At 67.2% G+C, this 20,180-nt stretch carries 19 protein-coding genes; 5 read left to right on the forward strand and 14 right to left on the reverse strand.

Annotated features, from left to right (window positions below):
• Positions 1–14 precede the first annotated feature (14 nt).
• Complete coding sequence (locus CAL12_RS10930) at positions 15–806, reverse strand: enoyl-CoA hydratase-related protein (RefSeq protein ID WP_086067817.1); 792 nt, start codon at positions 804–806, stop codon at positions 15–17.
• A gap of 311 nt (positions 807–1,117) precedes the next feature.
• Here CAL12_RS10930 and CAL12_RS10935 point away from each other — a divergent pair, with 311 nt between their 5' ends.
• The 3 genes from CAL12_RS10935 (at position 1,118) to CAL12_RS10945 (ending at position 4,727) form a co-directional block, all read left to right on the forward strand.
• Positions 1,118–2,722, forward strand: a complete 1,605-nt coding sequence (locus CAL12_RS10935) for an ABC-F family ATPase (protein ID WP_157792957.1) — start codon at positions 1,118–1,120, stop codon at positions 2,720–2,722.
• Positions 2,723–2,854: 132 nt separating this feature from the next.
• Positions 2,855–4,129 (forward strand): MFS transporter, encoded by a 1,275-nt coding sequence (locus CAL12_RS10940; RefSeq protein ID WP_086064498.1) that lies wholly within the window; start codon positions 2,855–2,857, stop codon positions 4,127–4,129.
• Position 4,130: 1 nt separating this feature from the next.
• Positions 4,131–4,727 (forward strand): IMPACT family protein, encoded by a 597-nt coding sequence (locus CAL12_RS10945; protein WP_086064499.1) that lies wholly within the window; start codon positions 4,131–4,133, stop codon positions 4,725–4,727.
• A 132-nt stretch (positions 4,728–4,859) separates the two neighbouring features.
• On the opposite strand, the gene trxA is transcribed toward CAL12_RS10945, so the two are convergent.
• A complete protein-coding gene (trxA, locus tag CAL12_RS10950) occupies positions 4,860–5,249 on the reverse strand; it encodes a thioredoxin (RefSeq protein WP_086064500.1) in 390 nt (129 codons plus the stop codon).
• Positions 5,250–5,350: 101 nt separating this feature from the next.
• Positions 5,351–6,385 (reverse strand): LLM class flavin-dependent oxidoreductase, encoded by a 1,035-nt coding sequence (locus CAL12_RS10955; protein WP_086064501.1) that lies wholly within the window; start codon positions 6,383–6,385, stop codon positions 5,351–5,353.
• A 126-nt stretch (positions 6,386–6,511) separates the two neighbouring features.
• Between CAL12_RS10955 and arfB the strand changes: the two genes are divergently transcribed.
• Positions 6,512–6,931 carry an alternative ribosome rescue aminoacyl-tRNA hydrolase ArfB gene (gene arfB, locus CAL12_RS10960; protein ID WP_086064502.1) on the forward strand — a complete coding sequence of 140 codons (420 nt, stop codon included), beginning with the start codon at positions 6,512–6,514 and terminating at the stop codon, positions 6,929–6,931.
• Positions 6,932–7,051: 120 nt separating this feature from the next.
• Here arfB and CAL12_RS10965 read toward each other — a convergent pair whose 3' ends face one another.
• The 6 genes from CAL12_RS10965 to CAL12_RS10990 form a co-directional block, all read right to left on the reverse strand.
• The gene (locus CAL12_RS10965) at positions 7,052–7,471 is read right to left on the reverse strand and encodes a carboxypeptidase-like regulatory domain-containing protein (RefSeq protein WP_086064503.1); all 420 of its coding nucleotides are present in this window, start codon (positions 7,469–7,471) and stop codon (positions 7,052–7,054) included.
• A 224-nt stretch (positions 7,472–7,695) separates the two neighbouring features.
• Entirely contained in the window at positions 7,696–8,460 is a 765-nt protein-coding gene (locus CAL12_RS10970; protein ID WP_086064504.1) for an NRDE family protein, read from the reverse strand.
• A gap of 9 nt (positions 8,461–8,469) precedes the next feature.
• Positions 8,470–9,021 carry a YbaK/prolyl-tRNA synthetase associated domain-containing protein gene (locus CAL12_RS10975; RefSeq protein ID WP_086067819.1) on the reverse strand — a complete coding sequence of 184 codons (552 nt, stop codon included), beginning with the start codon at positions 9,019–9,021 and terminating at the stop codon, positions 8,470–8,472.
• Positions 9,022–9,100: 79 nt separating this feature from the next.
• On the reverse strand, positions 9,101–10,099 hold the full coding sequence (locus CAL12_RS10980; protein ID WP_086064505.1) for an aldo/keto reductase: 999 nt from the start codon (positions 10,097–10,099) through the stop codon (positions 9,101–9,103).
• A gap of 83 nt (positions 10,100–10,182) precedes the next feature.
• Positions 10,183–11,781 (reverse strand): glycerol-3-phosphate dehydrogenase/oxidase, encoded by a 1,599-nt coding sequence (locus CAL12_RS10985; protein ID WP_086064506.1) that lies wholly within the window; start codon positions 11,779–11,781, stop codon positions 10,183–10,185.
• Complete coding sequence (locus tag CAL12_RS10990; protein WP_086064507.1) at positions 11,778–12,572, reverse strand: DeoR/GlpR family DNA-binding transcription regulator; 795 nt, start codon at positions 12,570–12,572, stop codon at positions 11,778–11,780. Before CAL12_RS10990 ends, CAL12_RS10985 begins: the two co-directional genes overlap by 4 nt.
• Before the next feature lie 415 nt (positions 12,573–12,987).
• Between CAL12_RS10990 and CAL12_RS10995 the strand changes: the two genes are divergently transcribed.
• Positions 12,988–14,844: a phosphoenolpyruvate carboxykinase (GTP) gene (locus tag CAL12_RS10995; protein WP_086064508.1), complete on the forward strand. Its 1,857-nt coding sequence runs from the start codon at positions 12,988–12,990 to the stop codon at positions 14,842–14,844.
• 102 nt (positions 14,845–14,946) lie between these two features.
• Here the strand turns inward: CAL12_RS10995 and CAL12_RS11000 are convergent, their stop codons facing one another.
• The 5 genes from CAL12_RS11000 to CAL12_RS11020 form a co-directional block, all read right to left on the reverse strand.
• Complete coding sequence (locus CAL12_RS11000; protein WP_086064509.1) at positions 14,947–15,249, reverse strand: DUF2513 domain-containing protein; 303 nt, start codon at positions 15,247–15,249, stop codon at positions 14,947–14,949.
• A 78-nt stretch (positions 15,250–15,327) separates the two neighbouring features.
• Positions 15,328–15,849 carry a sigma-70 family RNA polymerase sigma factor gene (locus tag CAL12_RS11005; RefSeq protein ID WP_086064510.1) on the reverse strand — a complete coding sequence of 174 codons (522 nt, stop codon included), beginning with the start codon at positions 15,847–15,849 and terminating at the stop codon, positions 15,328–15,330.
• Between the two features lie 50 nt (positions 15,850–15,899).
• Positions 15,900–18,278 carry a TonB-dependent siderophore receptor gene (locus tag CAL12_RS11010; RefSeq protein WP_232464778.1) on the reverse strand — a complete coding sequence of 793 codons (2,379 nt, stop codon included), beginning with the start codon at positions 18,276–18,278 and terminating at the stop codon, positions 15,900–15,902.
• A 230-nt stretch (positions 18,279–18,508) separates the two neighbouring features.
• Complete coding sequence (locus CAL12_RS11015; RefSeq protein WP_086064512.1) at positions 18,509–19,510, reverse strand: FecR family protein; 1,002 nt, start codon at positions 19,508–19,510, stop codon at positions 18,509–18,511.
• Positions 19,507–20,022 carry a sigma-70 family RNA polymerase sigma factor gene (locus tag CAL12_RS11020; protein ID WP_086064513.1) on the reverse strand — a complete coding sequence of 172 codons (516 nt, stop codon included), beginning with the start codon at positions 20,020–20,022 and terminating at the stop codon, positions 19,507–19,509. Before CAL12_RS11020 ends, CAL12_RS11015 begins: the two co-directional genes overlap by 4 nt.
• Positions 20,023–20,180: the final 158 nt, after the last annotated feature.

Raw genomic sequence — 20,180 nt, forward strand, 5'->3', positions numbered from 1 at the left:
GCGCACAGGCTGCATCAGAGGAGGCGGGCGCCACCCCCCAGGCCGTCGCCCCAGGTCGGGCCCAGGCTTATCCCGTCGCCCGCGCCGGTAGGCGGCGGCGACGCCGTCTCCGTGCCGCCGCCATGGCCATGGCGCACTTTTTCCCGCGGATTGCACGACTCGTGCACCAGCACCTTGGTCGCCGCGACGGCGTCCGGCGCCGTCAGCATGAAGGTATCCACCAGGGCCGCGATCCGCATGTCCAGCGAATCCGGCTCGGACAGGCCGTGGACGAAGCCGATGCGCCAGGCCTCGCCCGCGCTGAAGGTTTCGCCGGTCAGGAACCAGCGCGTGGCGTCGCGTGGGCTCATGGTCCGCAAGACGTAGGGGGCGATGATGGAAGGGATCAGTCCCAGCCGCGTTTCCGGCAGCGCGAAACTCGCCTGGGACGACGCGATGGCGATATCGCAGGCGGCCGCCAGCCCCATGCCCATCCCCATGCAGGCGCCGTGCAGCCGCACGATGGTCGGCTTGGGGCAGCGGTATATCGTCTCCAGCATGGCCGCGCAGGCCTGGGCGTCGGCAAGGATGGCCGATTCCCCGGCCTGCGCGGTTTCGCGCATCCAGGACTCGTCGGCGCCGCAGCAGAACGCGATGCCCCGTGCCGCCAGGACGATGGCGCGTACCTGGCTGTCGTCGGCCAGGCTCGCGTAGGTGGTCCTGAGTTCCTCCACCATCTGCCCATCCAGGGCGTTGCGAACATCTGGACGGGACAGCCAAACCAGCGCGGCCTGGGGCTTGTGTTCGATTTCCAGCGTCTGCAGCATGATGTGGCCCTCAACGATGCCTGCCAGCCCCGCGCCGGCGGCCCGGCGCAAGGTGGCCGGGCTTTTGCTCGCATTACATCCCCGTTGCGATGCCTTGACAATCAGCGAGCGGGGATTAATCCAAATGTCACCATCCCCGGCCGCGATCCGGTGAATCAGGGACGCTTCGCGCCGTGGCCGTTCGGCCACCTGGAGGGCGTTTTTCGCCGGGTCGCGCAGCGTCGCCGGCCCGCCGCATGGCGGGGCGAACTATCGCGGCATGCAGCAGCGAGTACACTGATGGGTTTCGTTCCGCCCTTTGCAGACTCAACGTGATATCCACAGCCAATCTAACCATCCAGTTCGGCCCCAAGCCCCTGTTCGAGAACGTCAGCGTCAAGTTCGGGGACGGCAACCGGTATGGACTGATCGGGGCCAACGGATCCGGCAAGTCCACCTTCATGAAAATCATCGGCGGCGACCTCGAGTCGTCGGCCGGCAGCGTTTCGCTTGAACCCGGCATGCGGCTGGGCAAGCTGCGCCAGGACCAGTTCGCCTTCGAAGACCAGCGCGTGCTGGACGTGGTGATGATGGGCCACACCGATATGTGGGCCGCCATGTCGGAACGCGATGCCATCTATGCCAACGCCGACGCGTCGGAAGAAGACTACATGCGCGCGGCGGACCTGGAGGCCAAGTTCGCCGAGTACGACGGCTATACGGCCGAGGCGCGCGCCGGCGAGCTGTTGCTGGGCCTGGGCATCGCCGTCGACCAGCACAACCAGCCCATGCGGGAAATCGCTCCCGGCTGGAAGCTGCGCGTGCTGTTGGCGCAGGCGCTGTTTTCCAATCCGGACGTGCTGCTGCTGGACGAACCGACCAACAACCTGGACATCAATACGATCCGCTGGCTGGAAGACGTGCTGAACGGCTACCAGAGCACGATGATCATCATCAGCCACGATCGCCATTTCCTGAACCAGGTCTGCACCCACATGGCCGACCTGGATTACCGCGAGATCCGCATCTATCCCGGGACCTACGACGACTACATGCTGGCTTCCACGCAGGCGCGCGAGCGGCTGTCGGCCAATAACGCCAAGGCCAAGGAGCGTATCGCCGAGCTGCAGGACTTCGTGCGCCGCTTCGCCGCCAACAAGTCAAAGTCGCGCCAGGCCACGTCGCGCCTGAAGCAGATCGACCGCATCAAGGCAGACCAGGTCGAGGTCAAGCCTTCGTCACGCCAGAACCCGTATATCCGCTTCGAGCAGAACAAGGTCATGCACCGTCTGGCCGTGACCGTCGAAAACGTGTCCAAGGCCTACGACGCGCCCGTCATCCGCAATTTCTCGGCAATGGTGGACGCGGGCGAAAAGATCGCCATCGTCGGGGCGAACGGCGTGGGCAAGACCACGCTGCTGCGCCTGCTGGCGGGCGATCTGCAACCGGATTCGGGGTCGATCAAATGGTCGGAAAACGCCGACCTGGGCTATATGGCGCAGGACGTCTCCGACCAGTTCCAGCAGGAAGACATCAATCTGTTCGACTGGATGGATGACTACCGGCAGGCGGGCGACGACGATCAGTCGGTGCGTTCGGTGCTGGGACGCCTGCTGTTTTCGGCGGACGACCTGCCCAAGGCGCCCAAGGTGCTGTCCGGCGGCGAAAAGAACCGCATGACCTTCGGCCGGCTGATGCTGGGCCGGCACAATGTGCTGCTGCTGGACGAGCCGACCAACCACCTGGACATGGAGTCGATCGAATCGCTGCAGTTCGCGCTGGAGAAATTCCAGGGTACGCTGTTTTTCGTTTCGCACGACCGGGAGTTCGTGTCGGGACTGGCGACGCGGGTGATCGAAATCCTGCCGGATGGGGAAATCGTCGACTATCGGGGCGGCTACGAGGATTATCTGGCGTCGCGCGGCATCGACGTCTGAGCCGGCGTTGCCAGGAGGACACGGTCGCCTGGGCAAGGCGGCCTTCAGGTGGCCTCCCGGCGGTGTCAGGCGGCCGGCGGCGGAATCGCTGAGTTAAACTAGGGAAAACCCTCGGTCGCCGTTTCCCCCATTATGTCCTCCGCCATCGCCAGACCCGGCAGCCAGCCGGCGGCCTATGCCGTCACGCTGCAAGTCATCTCCATCGTTTTCTTCACTTTCCTGTGCTACCTGGTCATCGGCCTGCCGATGGCGGTCCTGCCGGGCTACGTCCATGGCGACCTGGGCTATGGGTCGGTGTTGGCGGGCGTCGTGATCAGCGTGCAGTACGTGGCGACGCTATTGAGCCGTTCCCACGCGGGCCGCATGGCCGACACGGTGGGTCCGAAGCAGACGGTATTGATCGGATTGGCGGCCTGTACGGCAAGCGGCGTGTTCCTGTTGCTGGCCCATCTGCTGGCCGACCAGCCGGCGCTGAGCCTGACCGCCTTGATCATCGGGCGGCTGGTGCTGGGGTTCGGCGAAAGCTGGGTCGGCACGGGCAGCATCACCTGGGGCATCGGCCGCGTCGGCGCGGGCCATACGGCCAAGGTGATTTCCTGGAACGGCATCAGTACCTACGGGGCGCTGGCCATCGGCGCGCCGCTGGGCGTGCAGCTGCAGTCGCATTGGGGGTTCGGCGCCGTGGGCTGGGCGGTCCTGGCGGCCGGCCTGCTGGGCCTGGCGCTGGCCGCGCCGCGTGCGCGGGTGGCCGTGGTGGGCGGGGCGCGCATGGCGTTCTCGCAGGTCGTGGCGCGCGTGCTGCCGCACGGGCTGGCGCTGGGGCTGGCGTCGGTGGGCTTCGGCTCGATCGCCGCCTTCGTCACGCTGTACTACGCCTTTCACCATTGGGATGGCGCGGCGCTGTCGCTCAGCGTGTTCGGCTGCTTTTTCATCGGCGCGCGCCTGCTGCTGGGTGGCACCATCGGGCGCTTCGGCGGATTCCGGGTGGCGATTGCTTCCATCAGCGTGGAGATTATCGGCCTGCTGCTGTTGTGGCTGGCGAGCGCGCCGTGGATGGCGCTGGCCGGCGCCGCGCTGACGGGTTTCGGTTTTTCGCTGGTGTTCCCCTCGGTGGGCGTGGAGGCCGTCAATCGCGTGCCGCCCGGCAATCGGGGCGCGGCGCTGGGGGCGTACTCGGCTTTCCTGGATCTGTCGCTGGGTATCACCGGTCCGGTAGCCGGGCTGATCGTGACGGGATTCGGCTATCCGGCGATCTTCCTGTTCGCGGGATTGGCGGCCGCCATCGCGATCTGCATCGCGCTGGCCTTGCAGCGGGGCGCGCGCGCCGCGGCGACGGGCGGCCAGGCCGTGGCGCCATCCCAACCTGTGGCGGTTGCCGGCCAGCCCGTCCCGGCGGGCGGCGACTGACATGCCCAGCACGCTGGCGGCGCCGCATGACTACCGGGAAACGATCAAGAAAAGCGTCTTCCTGGCGCATGCGGGCCCGGTCGGCGACGTGGACGCGGCGATGGCCTTCATCGCCGCGCATTCCGATCCAGGCGCCACGCACAACTGCTGGGCTTACCGTATCGGCGCGGCCTACCGGTTCAGCGATGACGGCGAGCCGGGCGGCACCGCCGGACGGCCCATGCTGCAGGCAATCGAAGGCCAGGATTGCGACCGCGTCGCGGTGGTGGTGACGCGCTGGTACGGTGGTATCAACCTGGGGACGGGCGGGCTGGCGCGCGCCTATGGCGGCACGGCCGCCAACTGCCTGCGGCTGGCGCCTCGGGTGGAGATCGTCGATACGGTCACCGCGACCTGCGCGTGCGCCTATGCCGATCTGCAGCATCTGAAGGCGCGCCTGGCGCAGGCGGGCGCGACGGTGACGGCCGAAGCGTTCGACGGGCAGGGCGTGACGCTGACCTTGTCCGTGCCGAGGCTGGCGCTGGACGGCTTGAACGCATGGTTCGTCAATTTCACGCGAGGGCAGGGCGCGTTGCGCGTCGATGCGCAACGCGGGTGACCCGTTACGGCGGGTTCAATTGCGGCGGGCCAGGTGTGGCCGGCCAGGTGCGGCCGGCTAGGTGCGGCCCGCTTAGGTGCAGCCCGCTTAGGTGCAGCCCGCTTAGGTGCAGCCGGCCTATGCGCGGCCGGCCTAGGCCTGGTTGCCGTCGGCGTCCTGGCCTTGCTGGGCGGCGGCGATGTCCTGATGGACCTTTTCCATATCCAGCTCTTTCACCTTGGCCAGCAGCTCGTTCAACTGGCCAGCCGACAGCGCGCCCGGTTGCGAAAACAGCAGCACCTGCTCGCGGAACACCATCAGCGTGGGAATGGAGCGGATGCCCAGCGCGCCCGCCAGCTCCTGCTCGACGTCCGTGTTCACCTTGGCGAAGGTCACGTCGGGATGTTCCTCGGAGGCTTTCTCGAAGACGGGCGCGAAGCCGCGACAGGGGCCGCACCACGGCGCCCAGAAGTCGACGATCAATGTGCCTTCCGGCTTGATGGCTTCCTGGAAGGATTCCTTGTTCAGTTCGACGATGCTCATTCGATACGTCCTTGCCGTGCTTGCGCGCGGCGCCTGCGAGCCCCCGCGGGCTCTGGGTGATAGGGCCGCGCCGGACGGAGCGGCCATGTTGCTGCTCGGTGCTACGACGCGACGGCGGCGCCGGTTCGCGCCTCCCGCGCCGCCGCCTGCTTGATCGACGCCACGATTTCGTAGGAACGCAGCCGGTCGGCCGGGTCGTAGAAATCGGAAACGATCATGACTTCGTCGGCCTGCGTGCGCGCGACCAGCGCTTCCAGTTCACGCTTGACCGTTTCGGGACCGCCCACGATGGAAGCGCCCAGCCGCTGCTGGACCGCGGCCTTTTCCCACTGGTCCCACAGGCCCGACATGTCGTCCACCGGCGGCTGTAATTGCAGCCTGTGGCCGCGCACCACGGACAGGAACTTCTGCTGCTGCGTGGTGGACTGTCGCTGGGCTTCCGCGTCCGTATCGGCTGCGATGATGGGCACGCCGATCATGGAGTAAGGCCGGTCCAGGACGTCCGACGGCTGGAACAGGTGGCGGTACAGCTGCATCGCCGCCATGCCCTCGGGCGAAAAATGGCCGGCGAACGAAAACGGCAAGCCCAGCTGCGCCGCCAGGCGCGCGCTGAAGTCGCTGGATCCCAGCAACCAGATGGGCACGTTCAAGCCTTCGCCAGGAATGGCGCGCACCGCCTGCGTGGGATGCGCGGGCCGGAAGTACGCGCGCAGCTCTTCCAGCTGCGTCGGGAAATTCATGCCGCTGCGCGGATCCCGCCCCAGCGCGCGCTGCGTGAGGCCATCGCTGCCGGGCGCGCGGCCCAGGCCCAGGTCGATGCGGCCCGGGAACAGCGATTCCAGGGTGCCGAACTGTTCCGCGATGATCAGCGACGCGTGGTTGGGCAGCATGACCCCGCCGGAACCCACGCGAATGGTGTGGGTATGCGCCGCCACGTGGCCGATCAATACCGCGGTCGCGCTGCTGGCGATGCCGTTGATATTGTGGTGTTCGGCCAGCCAGAAGCGGTTATAGCCCAGGGACTCGACGTGCCGGGCCAGCTCGACGGTGTTGCGAAAGGCGTCCGCGGCGGTGCGGCCCTGCGCGATGGGCGCGAGGTCCAGGACCGATAGCGGGATTTCTGACAGGGGTTTCATGGTTTTCCTCACGCCATATACATGGGGCAGTGTATCGACGATTTCAACCGCCCGGCCTAGCAACCTTGCCGCCGGCCGGGTTGTAAGGGGTGACGTCGGGCGTGGGAAATGCGTAGACTCGCGGCCATGATTCAGATCTCGAACACCCTTTACCTGGATGAACGCGAAGTCGAGTTCAGCATGATCCGCGCCCAGGGGGCGGGCGGCCAGAACGTCAACAAGGTATCCAGCGCCGTGCATCTGCGTTTCGATATCCGCGCGTCTTCACTGCCGGATGCGATCAAGCAGGCCTTGCTGGACAGTGGCGACCGCCGCATTACGAAGGACGGCGTCGCGGTGATCAAGGCGCAGACGCACCGCAGCCAGGACAAGAATCGCGACGAGGCGCTCGCGCGGCTGGCGGGCATGATCGCCGCCGCGTCGCGGCCGGTGATACCGCGCAAGGCGACGCGGCCCACGCGCGCTTCGCAGCAACGCCGCGTGCAGCGCAAGGTGCGTCACGGGCAGGTCAAGCAGCTCAGGGGGAAGATCGCCGACGGTGGTTGACCCACATCGGCGCCGGCCCGGGTTTCATGCGGGCCGCTGGCCCGCGGACCCGGTCGACGGATCGACGCGGCGCCACCCGTGGTCCGTGCCCGGCACCGCGGCATGGGGCTCAAGCCCCCTTTACCATTCGAAGCCGAGGCGGTCGTGGGATCCCTTGCTGACCGTGGCCTGGCGGGTCATCGCCTTGCCGTCGTAGGTCGCGGTGATCTTGTACGTGCCCGGCGGCAGCTTGACCAGCAGGTAAGGGCCGCCCGTGGTGGTCTGCAAGACCGTCGCGCCCTTGCTGTCGGTAATGGTGACCGGCACGTCGGCCGTGTAGTCGTTCTGGCCATCCCGGCGCTTCGCGAACACCATGGACAGCGAGTAGTCTTTTTCAGCGGCCTTCATGGACGTCGATTCGTCCAGGCCGACGCCGCCGGTCACGAACTGGACGTTGCCCTGCTGCTGCACGGGCGGCATATCGGCGTATGCGACGGACAGCCCGGCGCCGAAGACAAGCATCGCAGCCAGCGAGCGGCGGAAGCGGATTGTTTTCATCATTCTGCTCCTGTGAAACGGTTCTCAAGTATCCCTTAGCCCGGGACGGGCGCGCGGCGGGACCGCGATAACCGTGGTCGGCGCGTGTAGCTTTGAGTCGTCGCAAGCGTTGAAGTTCTGCATTCGAAGCCCGTGGTCGACCTTGCGCAGGCACGCGATCCGCCGCCTGACAACAGCGAGATACAACAGCAAGATACCTGCCCGAAGACCGTCGGCGATGACGCAAATCAAACGGCGCGGACGTCCCAGTTCGATCGTCCGGCGGGCGTGCCGTCCGGCGCATAGCGCCTTTCGTACAAGGCGCGGTGCTCCATGCCGATGGCCATGACCGTGGACGAACGTGTGCCGTAGGTCAGGCCGACGATGAAGGCGCTGCTTAGAAAACGCTCGCGTTCCAGGCCGATGCCGGTGTCGGGCAGTTCGGCATCCTGGGCCACGGAACGGTCGCCCAGCGCATCGAACAGCGCTTCGATATCGGGCGACGGCGCGCCGCGCAGGATATCGGTGAAGGCGGCCTTGGTGCGCGCCAGCTTGGGCCAGGGCGTGTCCAGCAGGTGATTGGACAAGGCGTAGATGCCCGGTGCCAGCGCGCGCGGCGCCGGGCCGCGATTGCTGTAGTACCAGACGTCATCGCCATCGCCGACGATGAGATTGAAGCCGTTATAGGCGGCGCCGCTCGCGGCGACGGTGGCGATGTATTCCGATGGCGATACTGCGCCGCGCAGGAAATCTTCCACCAGCTTTCCGCGCGACGGCGCGCCGGGCCGGATGGTCATGGGATCGCGATAGTTGGTGACCAGCGCGTGGCGGCCGGCGCGCGTCATTCCCATCCAGGTGCCGCCGGATTGCAGGTCGCGGCCGGCGATGATCCGCGGGTCGTCCCGCCAGGGGGCCGCGGCCGCGGTGGGCCGCGCATGATATTCGTCACGATTGGCGGCGACCAGCACCGGGGCATCGGGTATGACGTCGATGGCGAGCACGGCCAGGCACATGATCGCGGTTCAGTCCTCGTGGCCGGACGCCGCGGCGGCCGGGCTTGCCGGGTCCGTCGCGGCGCCGCCATCGCGCGTGAAGCTGGCGGTCTTCGGACGTACCAGGGCAAGGTAGTCGCGCGCGTTCATGACGATGGACGCGTCCAGCCGGCCTGCGTTGAAGACGATCTCGTCATACCGGGTGCCCAGCGTCTCGTCCACCAGCAGCGTCAAGGCATCGTCGAAGACGAAGGGCGGGATGGCGCCGATTTCGCAGCCGGTCAGTTCGCGCGCCAGATCGCGTGTGGCCAGCGATGCCTTCTTGCCGCCGGCCGCGCGCGCGATCGCTTCCAGGTCGGCCTGGCGATCGGCCGGGAATACGGCGAGCACGTGGGCGCGCTGTGTGGATGAAAGCTTGACGCGGCATACCAGCGCCTTCGCGCCCTGACCGACCGCCGTGCCGCGTATCGCGGCGACGGCTTCGGAGCGTCCTTCCGCGGAGTGGCGCAACAGGCGGTAGGTGATGCCGGCATGGTCCAGCAGCGATTTCAGGCGGTCGTGGATGGACGCGGGCACCGTCATGCCGATGGATGCTGCCGGTGCGCCTGCCGCCGGGTCCGCCACCGTGCCGGCGGCGTCGTGCGTGCCGTTCATCGACGTGTCAGCGGACGGAGTCGCCGAAACGGTATTCATGGGTCAGGGTATCCAGCCTGGTTTTCAGTTCGGCCGACAGCTTGAATTCGACGGCGGCCAGGGTGTCATCCAGTTGCTCCGGCTTGCTGGCGCCCAGCAGCGGTGCGGTGATGGCGGGGTTGGCGAGCACCCAGGCCATCGCCAGCGTGGTGAGCGATACGCCGGCTTCCTGCGCGATGCCGCGCAGGGTCTCGACGGTTTCGAATGAGCGGTCGTTCCAATAGCGGTCCTGGTACCGGCCGGCGGCGGTGCCCAGCGTGAAGCGCGTGCCTTCGGCGGGCTTGTCGCCGCCCCGGTGCTTGCCGGTCAACAGGCCGCCGGCAAGCGGGTTGTAAGGAATCACGGCCAGGCCTTCGGCTTCGCATAGCGGCAGCAGTTCGCGTTCGATCTCGCGGAACAGGAGGCTGTAGCGCGGCTGGACGGAGGTGAATCGCGTCAGGTGCCGCACGTCGGCGCGCCCCAGGGCCGTGGCCAGGCGCCAGGCCAGGAAATTCGACACGCCGATATAGCGCGCGCGACCGGACTTGACGATGACGTCCAGGGCTTCCAGCGTTTCGTCCAGCGGCGTGGATTCGTCATCGGAATGCAATTGGTACAGGTCGACGTAATCCGTCTGCAGCCGCTTGAGCGACGCGTCGATCGCATCCAGCAGGTGCTTGCGCGATGCCCCGCGCTGCCATGCTTCCGGGCCCATTTCGCCCACCGCCTTGGTGGCCAGGATGAAGCGCGAACGCTTGCCGGTCAGCCAGCGGCCGACGATTTCTTCGGTGCGTCCCACGGTGTCGGGCGTGCCGCCCAGGGGGTAGACGTCCGCGGTGTCAAGGAAGTTGATGCCGGCGTCCGCGGCCTTGTCCAGGATGCGGCCGGCCAGCGCTTCGTCGGTCTGCAGGCCGAAGGTCATGGTGCCGAGCGCCAGGCGGGACACTTTCAGGCCGGTGCGGCCGAACTGGATCTTGGGAATGGACATCGTTTTCTCCGGATCGATGCGCCGCGCCGGCGCGAACCGCGAAGATTCTACGCCCGATGTCCCGCGATGTCGCCGCGGCCGCGCTATGCAGCCAATTGGTACTGCAGCGCCGTGCGTTCGAAGTCCGCGACCGTGCGGCGCTGCCAGGCGGCGTCGTGGTTCAGTTCCTCGGCCAGGATGCGCGCGACGTCCGGCGCGGCGCGCAGGGCGGCGGCGCTGTCGAGGAACAGCGCGCGGTTGCGTCGAGCCAGCACGTCTTCCACGCTGCGCGCCAGTTCGAAGCGCGCGGCGAAGCGCACGTGGGCTTCGCTGAGCCCGCTGGACGGCACCAGCATGTGGTCCGCGCCGGGCAGCGCGCGCAATTGCGGAAGGTCGCTGCCGTAGTAGGCGTCAGGCGTGCCGGGCCGCGCCATTCCCGCCGGCGCGCCGGGTGCGCCGTGCAAGGGCAGATCCTGCGTGCGGCAAGGGGCATAAGGCAACAGCTGCTCGCGCGTCGCCAGGTCCATGACGTCCTGCGCCATGCGGCGATAGGTGGTCCATTTGCCGCCGGTCACGGTGATCATGCCCCCTGGCGACACCAGGATGGTGTGCTCGCGCGACAACGATTTGGTGGCCCCCACGCCGGTGGCCTTGACCAGCGGGCGCAGGCCGCTCCATACGCTGGTCACGTCGGCGCGCGTGGGCTTGCGGCTCAGGTAGCGTCCGGCCGTGGCCAGGATGAAGTCGACGTCCTGGCGGCTGGCGTCGGGCTCCAGCGGCAGGTCGGGGCGGGGCACGTCGGTGGTGCCGACGATGGTGTGGCCATTCCATGGCACGACGAACAGCACCCGGCCATCGTCGGTCTTGGGAATCAGGATCGCGTTGTCGCCCGGCAGGAAGTCGCGCGGCAGGGTCAGGTGCACGCCCTGGCTGGGCGCGACCATGCCTGGGGCGGCACGGTCTTCCATGCGGCGGACTTCGTCCACCCATACGCCGGTGGCGTTGATCACGCATTTGGCGCGCAGCACGAAGCTCGTATCGCTCAGGATGTCGCGCGCCGTGACGCCGTCGATGCGGCCGTTGCTCTGGTTAAGTCCGGTGACGCCCATGTAGTTCACCGCCACGCCGCCCAGGTCGAACAGCGTGCGCATCAGCGAGGTCGCCAGTCGCGCATCGTCGAACTGGCCGTCGTAGTACAGCACGCCGCCGCGCAGCCCGTGGCCGTTGACGCGGGGCGCCAGCGTCGGCGCGTCGGCCAGCGTTTGAGAGCGCGACAGCAGGCGGCTGCCGCGCAGGTTCAGCTTGCCTGCCAGCAGGTCGTACATCTTCAGCCCGATGCCATAGAACGGTTGGTCGAGCAGGCCATACGCCGGCACGACGAAACCCAGCGGCCATACGACGTGAGGCGCGTTGCGGCCCAGCAGGCCGCGTTCGTGCAGCGCTTCGCGCACCAGGCTGATGTTGCCCTGGGCCAGGTATCGTACGCCGCCATGCACCAGCTTGGTGGCGCGGCTGGACGTGCCCTTGGCGAAATCCGCCGCCTCGACCAGCAAGGTGCGGTAGCCGCGCGCCGCCGCGTCCACGGCGGTGCCCAGGCCGGTGGCGCCACCGCCGATGACGATGACGTCCCAGGGCTGGGCGGAATCCAGCTGGCCGAGCAGGCGTTCGCGGGAAGGGGGCGTGATGGCGCGTGGGGCTGTCATGGCTGGGACTGGAGCGTGGTAGGGTCTGAAGTGATTTCGCAGTGCACGCCGGCATCGCGCAGGACGATGCCGATGGGTTCGGGCACGGGAAGGTCGGTGAACAGGCGGTCGATGCGCGACACGTGCGCGACTTCCACCATGGCCTGGCGTTCGAACTTGCTGCGGTCGGCCGCCAGCCAGACTTCGCGCGACTGTTCGATGATGGCGCGCGACACGCTGACTTCGCGCAGGTCGTAGTCGCGCAGGGTGCCATCGGCTTCGATGCCCGAGATGCCGATCAATCCGATATCCACCTTGAAGCGGCGGATGAAGTCGATGGCGGCGTCGCCGACGATGGCGCGGTCGCTGGCGCGCATCAGGCCGCCGGCGACGATGACTTCGCAGTCCGGATTGCCGGACAGGATGTCGGCCACGTGCAGGTTGTTGGTAATGACGCGCAGGCCGCGATGGCGCAGCAGCGCGCGTGCGATGGCTTCGGTGGTGGTGCCGATGTTCAGGATCAGCGAACAACCGTCGGGCACCCGCGCCGCCACCGCTTCGGCGATGCGCCGCTTGCCTTCCGCGTTGACCGCCTGGCGCTGCTGGTAGGCGATGTTTTCCGTCGTGGAAGGCGAGGGCACCCGTACCCCGCCATGGAAACGCGCCAGCAGGCCGGCATCGGCCAGCAGGGTGACGTCGCGGCGGACGGTCTGCAGCGTGACGCCGAAGCGCTGTGCGAGCGCTTCGATGGTGGCGGTGCCGCCTTCGCGCACGGCGTCCACCAGGGCGATCTGGCGGGGGTTCAGGTCCATGAAAAGATGATAAACGAACTAAAACGAAAATAAAAGATCAACTTCGCGCGTCGGTCTGATGCACTTCGCAAATGATCGCGTGACCGGACCCCGAGCGCGGCGCATGCGCCGCGCAGCGCTCGGCCATCACAGGCCGTGCCCAGGGCCATGGTTCTGTGACCGACTGCCTTGATTTGATACGTACGGCGACGGATCGCATGGCCCGTGCCCCTTATGCTCCTGGACTGCTTCCTTCCGCCATGTGGTTGGGTTGACGGGGCCGGCCCTTCGGCGGGTATGATCGCCGGATAAATTGCGCCCGGCCGTCCCGGCTTCGATGACGCGGTGATGACCGCCGTCCGAATGGCGTGCTGGATGCGCATCGGTGCCACGGCGCCGCGAAAGCTTTACTCATTACTAAATCAGGAGATAGCCAATGAACCGACCCCTGGATGGACTCGTCGCCGCGCTCAACGTGCCGGCCTATGTGCGGCACCGTAGACTCGTCGACTGGGTGGGGGAATTCGTGGCGCTGGCCAAGCCGGATCGCGTGGTCTGGTGCGACGGCTCGCAGGAAGAATACGACCGCCTGTGCGAACAGATGGTCCAGGCCGGCACGCTGCGCCGGCTGAATCCCGAAAAGCGTCCGAATTCCTATCTGGCATGGTCCGACCCCGGCGACGTCGCGCGGGTCGAAGACCGCACCTTCATCTGCACGGACGACAAGGCCGATGCCGGCCCGAACAACAACTGGGCGGCGCCGGCGGAAATGCGCGCGACGCTGAACAAGCTGTTCGACGGCTCCATGCGCGGCCGCACCCTGTACGTGGTGCCGTTTTCCATGGGGCCGCTGGGCTCGCCGATTTCGCACATCGGCGTCGAGCTGACCGACAGTCCCTATGTGGTCGTCAGCATGCGCATCATGACTCGCATGGGCAGCAAGGTGTACGACATCCTGGGTGACGATGGCGAGTTCGTGCCGTGTGTCCATACCGTGGGCGCCCCCTTGGCCGAAGGCCAGGCCGATGTGCCGTGGCCCTGCAACCCCACCAAATACATCGTGCACTATCCCGCCACGCGCGAGATCTGGAGCTATGGCTCGGGCTACGGCGGCAACGCGCTGCTGGGCAAGAAGTGCTTCGCGCTGCGCATCGCGTCCACGATGGGCCGCGACGAGGGCTGGCTGGCCGAACACATGCTGATCCTGGGCGTGACCTCGCCGGCAGGGCGCAAGCACCATGTGGCGGCTGCATTCCCGTCGGCCTGCGGCAAGACCAATTTCGCCATGCTGATCCCGCCGGAAGGCCTGGACGGCTGGAAGGTGTCGACGATCGGCGACGACATCGCCTGGATCAAGCCCGGCAAGGACGGCAAGCTGCACGCCATCAACCCGGAAGCCGGCTATTTCGGCGTGGCCCCGGGCACCGGCGAGAAGACCAATCCCAACGCCATGGCGACGCTGCGCGCGAACTGCATCTTCACCAACGTGGCGCTGACCGACGACGGCGACGTCTGGTGGGAAGGCATGACCGAGCAGGCGCCCGCGCACCTGATCGACTGGCAAGGGCAGGACTGGACGCCGCAGATCGGCAAGGAAACCGGCCGCAAGGCCGCGCATCCGAACGCGCGCTTCACGGCGCCGGCGTCGCAATGCCCGTCCATCGACGCTGAATGGGAAAACCCCCAGGGCGTGGTGATCGATGCCTTCATCTTCGGCGGCCGCCGTTCGACCACGGTCCCGCTGGTGACGGAAGCACGCAATTGGGAAGAGGGCGTCTACATGGCGGCCACCATGGGCTCGGAAACCACTGCCGCGGCGGCCGGGCAGCAAGGCGTGGTGCGGCGCGATCCCTTCGCGATGCTGCCGTTCTGCGGCTACAACATGAGCGACTACTTCCAGCACTGGCTGAGCCTGGGCGAGCAACTGCGCCAGACCGGCGCCACGCTGCCGCGCTTCTACTGCGTCAACTGGTTCCGCAAGGGGCCGGACGGCAAGTTCGTGTGGCCCGGCTTCGGCGAGAACATGCGCGTGTTGAAGTGGATGCTGGAGCGCATCGAAGGCAAGGCCGGCGGCCAGGAGCACGTGTTCGGCGTGACCCCACGCTACCAGGATCTGGATTGGAAGGGCATGGATTTCAGCGCCGAGAAGTATGAGCTGGTCTCTTCCATCGACAGCGCGGCATGGCGCGACGAACTGGCCCTGCACGAAGAACTGTTCACGCAGCTGGCCGAGCGCCTGCCCAAGGCCCTGCCGGCCACCAAGCAGCGTATCGAGGAACGCCTGGCGGCCTGAGCGCAGCCGTAACGGAAGGCCGTAAAGATACGGGGCCTCGCATCCGGCCGATGCGAGGCCCCGTGGCTTTTATACGGCCCGGCTTACGCCATGGCTTGCGTATCAGTCGTCCAGGTCCAGATCGTCGTCGTCCTCATCCTCGTCTTCCTCATCCTGTTCCAGGGCGTCGTAGCCCTTCCAGGTGATGCGCCACATGGCGTCCGGGCCGGCGGTGCTTTCGGTCAGCTTCTTGGCCAGGCCGGCATCGGCCAGCAGTTCCAGGTGATGGACGACCGTTTCGGGCGTGGCGCCGTCGATATCGAGCTCCTGCACGGCAGCCGTCACGTCGCGTCCGCTAAGGACGGCGGCCTCGGCGTCCCGGAAGGCGCCCAGGATGGATACGACCAGATCGAAATTGCGTTGCATGGCGATACCTCAAAGGTTGGCGCGCCGCGGCGGCGCACCAGCAACGTTAACAGATGTCCCGCCATGACCGTGTGACGTTCAATCGGGCATCAGGCAGTCCCGGCAAGGCGTCAACGCCACATGCGCATCGCGGATCATGAAGTTGACGAGGGTGGTGGACACGCCCAGGTCGCGGGCGATGTCGCGCTGGGTATGGCCTTCGATGCGGTACAGCTCGAAGGCGCGGCGCGTGCGCGCCGACAGGCCGGCCAGCGCGGCGTTGGCCATGGCCAGCGCCTGCTGGCTGATGGCAAGGTCGTGCGCGCCATTCGCGGCCATGACGTGCTCGCCGTCCTCCTCTTCGGTGAAGAGACGGTATTCCAGGGCACGGCGGCGGTGGTAGTCGATGGCCAGGTGGCGCACGGTCTGGAACAGGTAGGCCACGGGCTCGCGTATGGTCGCCAGCGGCGGCCCTTCCAGCAACTTCAGGTAGGTGTCCTGCACGACGTCGTCGGCCAATTCCACCGAACCCAGGATACGCAGGGCGGTGCGCTGCAGCTTGGGCTGATGGATCATGTACAGCGCCGCCAGCGATTCGGCGGCCGGGGTCTCTTTCTGCATGGATGCTCCTTGCGGATACGCTCGGGATGCCGGCTCGCGATACCGTGGCGTCAGAAGCGGTAGGCCGCGGTGGCCATGACCGTCCTGTCTATGCCGTATCGGCAGTTGAGCCGGTCGTTGCGACAGACCACCGTCTCCTTGTTCGTCAGATTGGTCACATCGACGGAGAACCGCCATGCGCCAGTCTCGTAGCCCAACGATGCGTCGAGCATCGTCGCGGGCGCATTCTTCATCGTGTTCTGCACGTCGATCCAGGTCGTACCCACGTAGCGCACGCCCAGCGCGGCGCGCCAGCCCTGGGCAGGGCCTTCGGTAAAGCGGTGCTGCAGCCATAGCGATGCCATGTGCCGCGGCGTGACGATGGGCGTCTTGCCCTGGCCGCCGTCGTTGCTGCGCAGATTGGTGACGTCGTTGTACGTGTAGGCGGCCAGGATGTCCCAGGTCCGTGCCAGGGTGGCCTTGGCCTGCAGTTCCAGGCCGCGCGAGCGGATTTCACCCGCCTGCACATTGAAACCGTCGTGCAGCGGGTCGGGAGTCAGGCTGTCGTGTTGGCGCAGGTCGAATATCGCGATGGTGTACAGCGCGTCGGCATCGGACGGCTGGATCTTGAGTCCGGCCTCGTACTGGCGCGCCTTGGCCGGTGTGAACGGCGTGCCGGCGTAGTCGACACCCGGCTGCGGCATGAAGGATGTGGCGTAGCTGACGTACGGCGATACGCCGGGCACGATCTCGTAAGCCAGCCCCGCGCGTCCGCTGAAGGCGTTGTCGCGCTGCGTCGTACGGGCCGGTTCGAGACGATCGACGGTCTGGTCGTCGTAGCGGTCGTGACGCCCCGACAAGGTCAGCGTCCAGTCGCCGCGGCGTATCTGGTCCTGGGCGTACAGGCCCCATTGCGTGCTGGTCTGCTTGACGTCCAGGAAGGTGGACAGCGTGCCCGGCACCGGCAGGTGCAGGCCATACACCGGGTCGTCCAGGTCGAGGTCCGGCGCGGGACCTTGCTTATAGGTTTGCCAGCCCTCCAGCCGGCGGAAGTCGATGCCGAGCAGCAGGGTGTGGTTCGCGCCCAGGCCGTCGTCGAAGTGGCCTTCCAGCTGATTGTCCAGCGCCACGCCGTGCATGGCCTCGCTGGCATCGACCAGGTACCGCGACAAGGTCCGGCCATCCGCTTGCAATGCCAGCGGATACAGGTTGCGCAGCGTCATGTCGCCGTGCTGGTAGCGCAGGTTCTGGCGCGCGGTCCAGGTCCGGTTGAAGCGGTGCTCGAACTGGTAGCCGGCGCTGGCGACGTCGCGGTCGTAGCCGTCGTAGGCGTAGTCGCCCACCAGCGTGCGCCAGGGATAGTAGCTGCGCGATTCGCCGTCGTTGCGGTCGTGCTGGTAATGCAGCAGCAGGGTGAACGATGTATCGGCGGAGCGCCAGGTGTAGGCCGGTGCGACGTAGGCCAGGTTGTCGCGATAGCGGTGGCCGCTGCTGTATTCATCCTGCGTGCCGGCTTCGCGGCCCGTGGCCGTCAAGCGGTACAGGGACGAGTCCTGCGCGTCGATGGGGCCGCCCAGGTCCAGGTAGGCCTGGCGGTGATCGTAGGAACCTAGTTCGACCGCGACTTCGCGCAAGGGCTGGTCGGGCGGCCGCTTGGTGGTGCGGTTGACCAGGCCGCCGGCGGACACCTGTCCGTACAGCGACGACGACGGACCGCGCAGGACCTCGATGCTTTCCAGCGCATAGGTGGGCAGGCGCGGCCGTATCTGGTCGTATGGCATCTGGCTGAGGCCGTCGCGGTAGTCGCCGGTCAGCTTGGCGTCGAAGCCGCGCAGCACGATCCAGTCGTTGCGGATTTCGTTGCCGCCGTAGTTGTTGATCTGCACCCCGGGCGTGTATTGCAGCGCCTGCACCACCGACCCGGCATTGCGCGCCTGCATGTCGCGCTGGGTGATCACCGAGACCGATTGCGGGTTGGCCAACAGCTCGGTGTCGGTCTTGGTGCCCGTGGTGGTCTCGCGGGCAACCAGGCTGTCGGCGTTGTCGACGATCGGCCGCGCCTGCACCTGCACGGTCGGCAGCACGGCCGAGTCGGTCGCCGGCAGACGGACGATGTGATAGCTGCCGGCGCGGTCCTGGCGGGCTTCCAGGCCGCGGTCCGACAGCACCGCGGCGAAGGCCTGATCCAGCGTGTAGCGGCCGTGCAGGCCATCGCTGGCCGCGTCACCCACCAACGATGGATCGAAGTACAGCAGCACGCCGGCCTGGCTGGCGATGGCTTGCACGACGCGCGCGAGGCGGTCGGGGCCGATGTCGAAGCGCAGGCGGGGGTGTGTGTCTATGGCGGGCCGCGCCGCCGCATTGCCGCCGGACGGGGCCGGTTGCGCGTGCGCGCGTCCGGCCAGGTCCGGCCATAAGCCGCCCAGGCCCGCCACCAGGCTGGCGGTCACGATCCAGCCCCGCGCGGTATGCCGCCAGGATTTCCCATAGCGAGACGGTGCATCGCCTCTCCTCGTCATGACGTGGGGTTCCGTTGTCGGCCCGTCTTGAGGCCGTCCGTGCATAGAGGACACGCGAGCATGTGCAAACCGGAAAGCGCTGGACGAAGTTTTTTTGGGAGACTGCCTCGATAGGGTGTGACGGGAACGCGGCGGACGGCTGGCCGGCCGCGGCCCTGGTTTCAGGTGTCGCGGCGCGCGGAGACGTCTACCCAGTACGGCGTACGGTGCGTGATGGCGACCGGCAGCAGGCCGCCGATCGCCTCCAGCACGCGGTCGGTGTCGTCCGTGGGAAAGAGGCCCGACAGCCGCATGCGCCCGGCGGCGTCGTCACAGGTGATGTAGCCGCGGCGATAGCGGCTGAGTTCCGCCAGGAATTCAGCCAGGCTGACGTTGTCGGCGGCGATGCGCCCCTGCAGCCAGGCGTCGGCGCCGGCGGCGATGGGGCGCACCGCGCCCAGGCCGCCGCGAAACAGGGTGGCCTGGTTGCCGGCCGCCAGGTAGGCCGGTTCGCTGCCGTTGCCGGGATGCAGGCTGACCTGGCCTTCGTAGACCGCCACGGTGGCGTGATCTTCGTCGAGCCGGACGTTGAAGCGGGTGCCCAGCGCGCGCACCGTGCCCGCCGCGGTGCGGACCTGGAAGGGCAGCCTGGCATACGCCGGCGCATGGCCGGTGGTGAAATAGGCTTCGCCCTGGCGCAGGGTGACGGTCCGCCCGGATTCGCTGAAATTCACGTCGATACCGCTGCCGCTATTGAGCATGACGCGGCTGTCGTCGCGCAGGACGACTTCGCGGCGCGCGCCGATGCCGGCGACGTAGTCGGGCGTGATGCGCAGGAAGCGCATACGGTCCATCAGCCAGACGGCGGGCGCGCCCAGGACCAGCAGTCCGGCGGCACCGCGCAGCAGGCGGCGGCGCGTGCTCTTGCGCCGCGCGCGGCTCAGCGCCTCGTAGGCCGGCCGGTTGCGGATGGCGTTCATGCGGTCGTCGGCATGGGCGAGTTGCGCCCAGGCCCGCTGGTGATCGGCATCGGCCGCGCACCAGGCGATCCAGGCCTCGCGATCCTTGGCGGTGGCCTGGCCGGAGGAAAACAGTACATACCATCGCGCCGCTTCCTCGGCGACGCGCGGTTCCAGCGGAATGCCGCCCGCATACATGGTGCGCTGCCCGGTGCTCCGGGTCATTGCGCCGTCTCTTGCAGGAAAAAGCATGCCTGCACGGCACGCACCATGTAGTTGCCGACGGTGCGCGTGGTCACGCCCAGGCGCTGCGCGATCTCTTCGTGTTTCAGGCCCTCCAGCTGCGCCAGCAGGAAGGCTTCCCGCACCTTGCCCGGCAGGGCGTCCAGCGCGGCGTCGATGGCATAGAGCTGTTCCAGCACCAGCTTGCGCTGTTCCGGGTCGGGCGCATATTGCTCCGGCACCAGGGCCAGGGCATCCAGATAGGCGCGCTCGATGGCGTTGCGGCGGTAATGGTTGGCCAGCAGGCGCCGCGCCACGGTGGCCAGGAAAGCGCGCGGCTCGGCCAAGACCGGCAGTTCGCGGGCCGCGAGGATGCGCACGAAAGTGTCCTGCGCCAGATCGATGGCGGCATCTTCGCCGCCCATGCGGTGGCGGAGCCAGCCCGCCAGCCAGGGCTGATGCTGGGAGTAAAGCGCTTCCGTTCTTTGATGCACGCTCAGCTCGTCGCCAGACATGGAAGGTGTCTCCGGAGAGGGTCGGTGGGTGGAACTATTTAATGATAACGCTTATCAATTACTTTTCATAACGGCTTTCGCACTCGACGTTAAATTCCATACGCCGTCGTTCGTCAACGGAAATGAGAGCTAATCCTGTTTATCGACAGGGCTCGCTC

It is taken from the genome of Bordetella genomosp. 8, from assembly GCF_002119685.1.
Taxonomy (GTDB): domain Bacteria; phylum Pseudomonadota; class Gammaproteobacteria; order Burkholderiales; family Burkholderiaceae_B; genus Bordetella_C.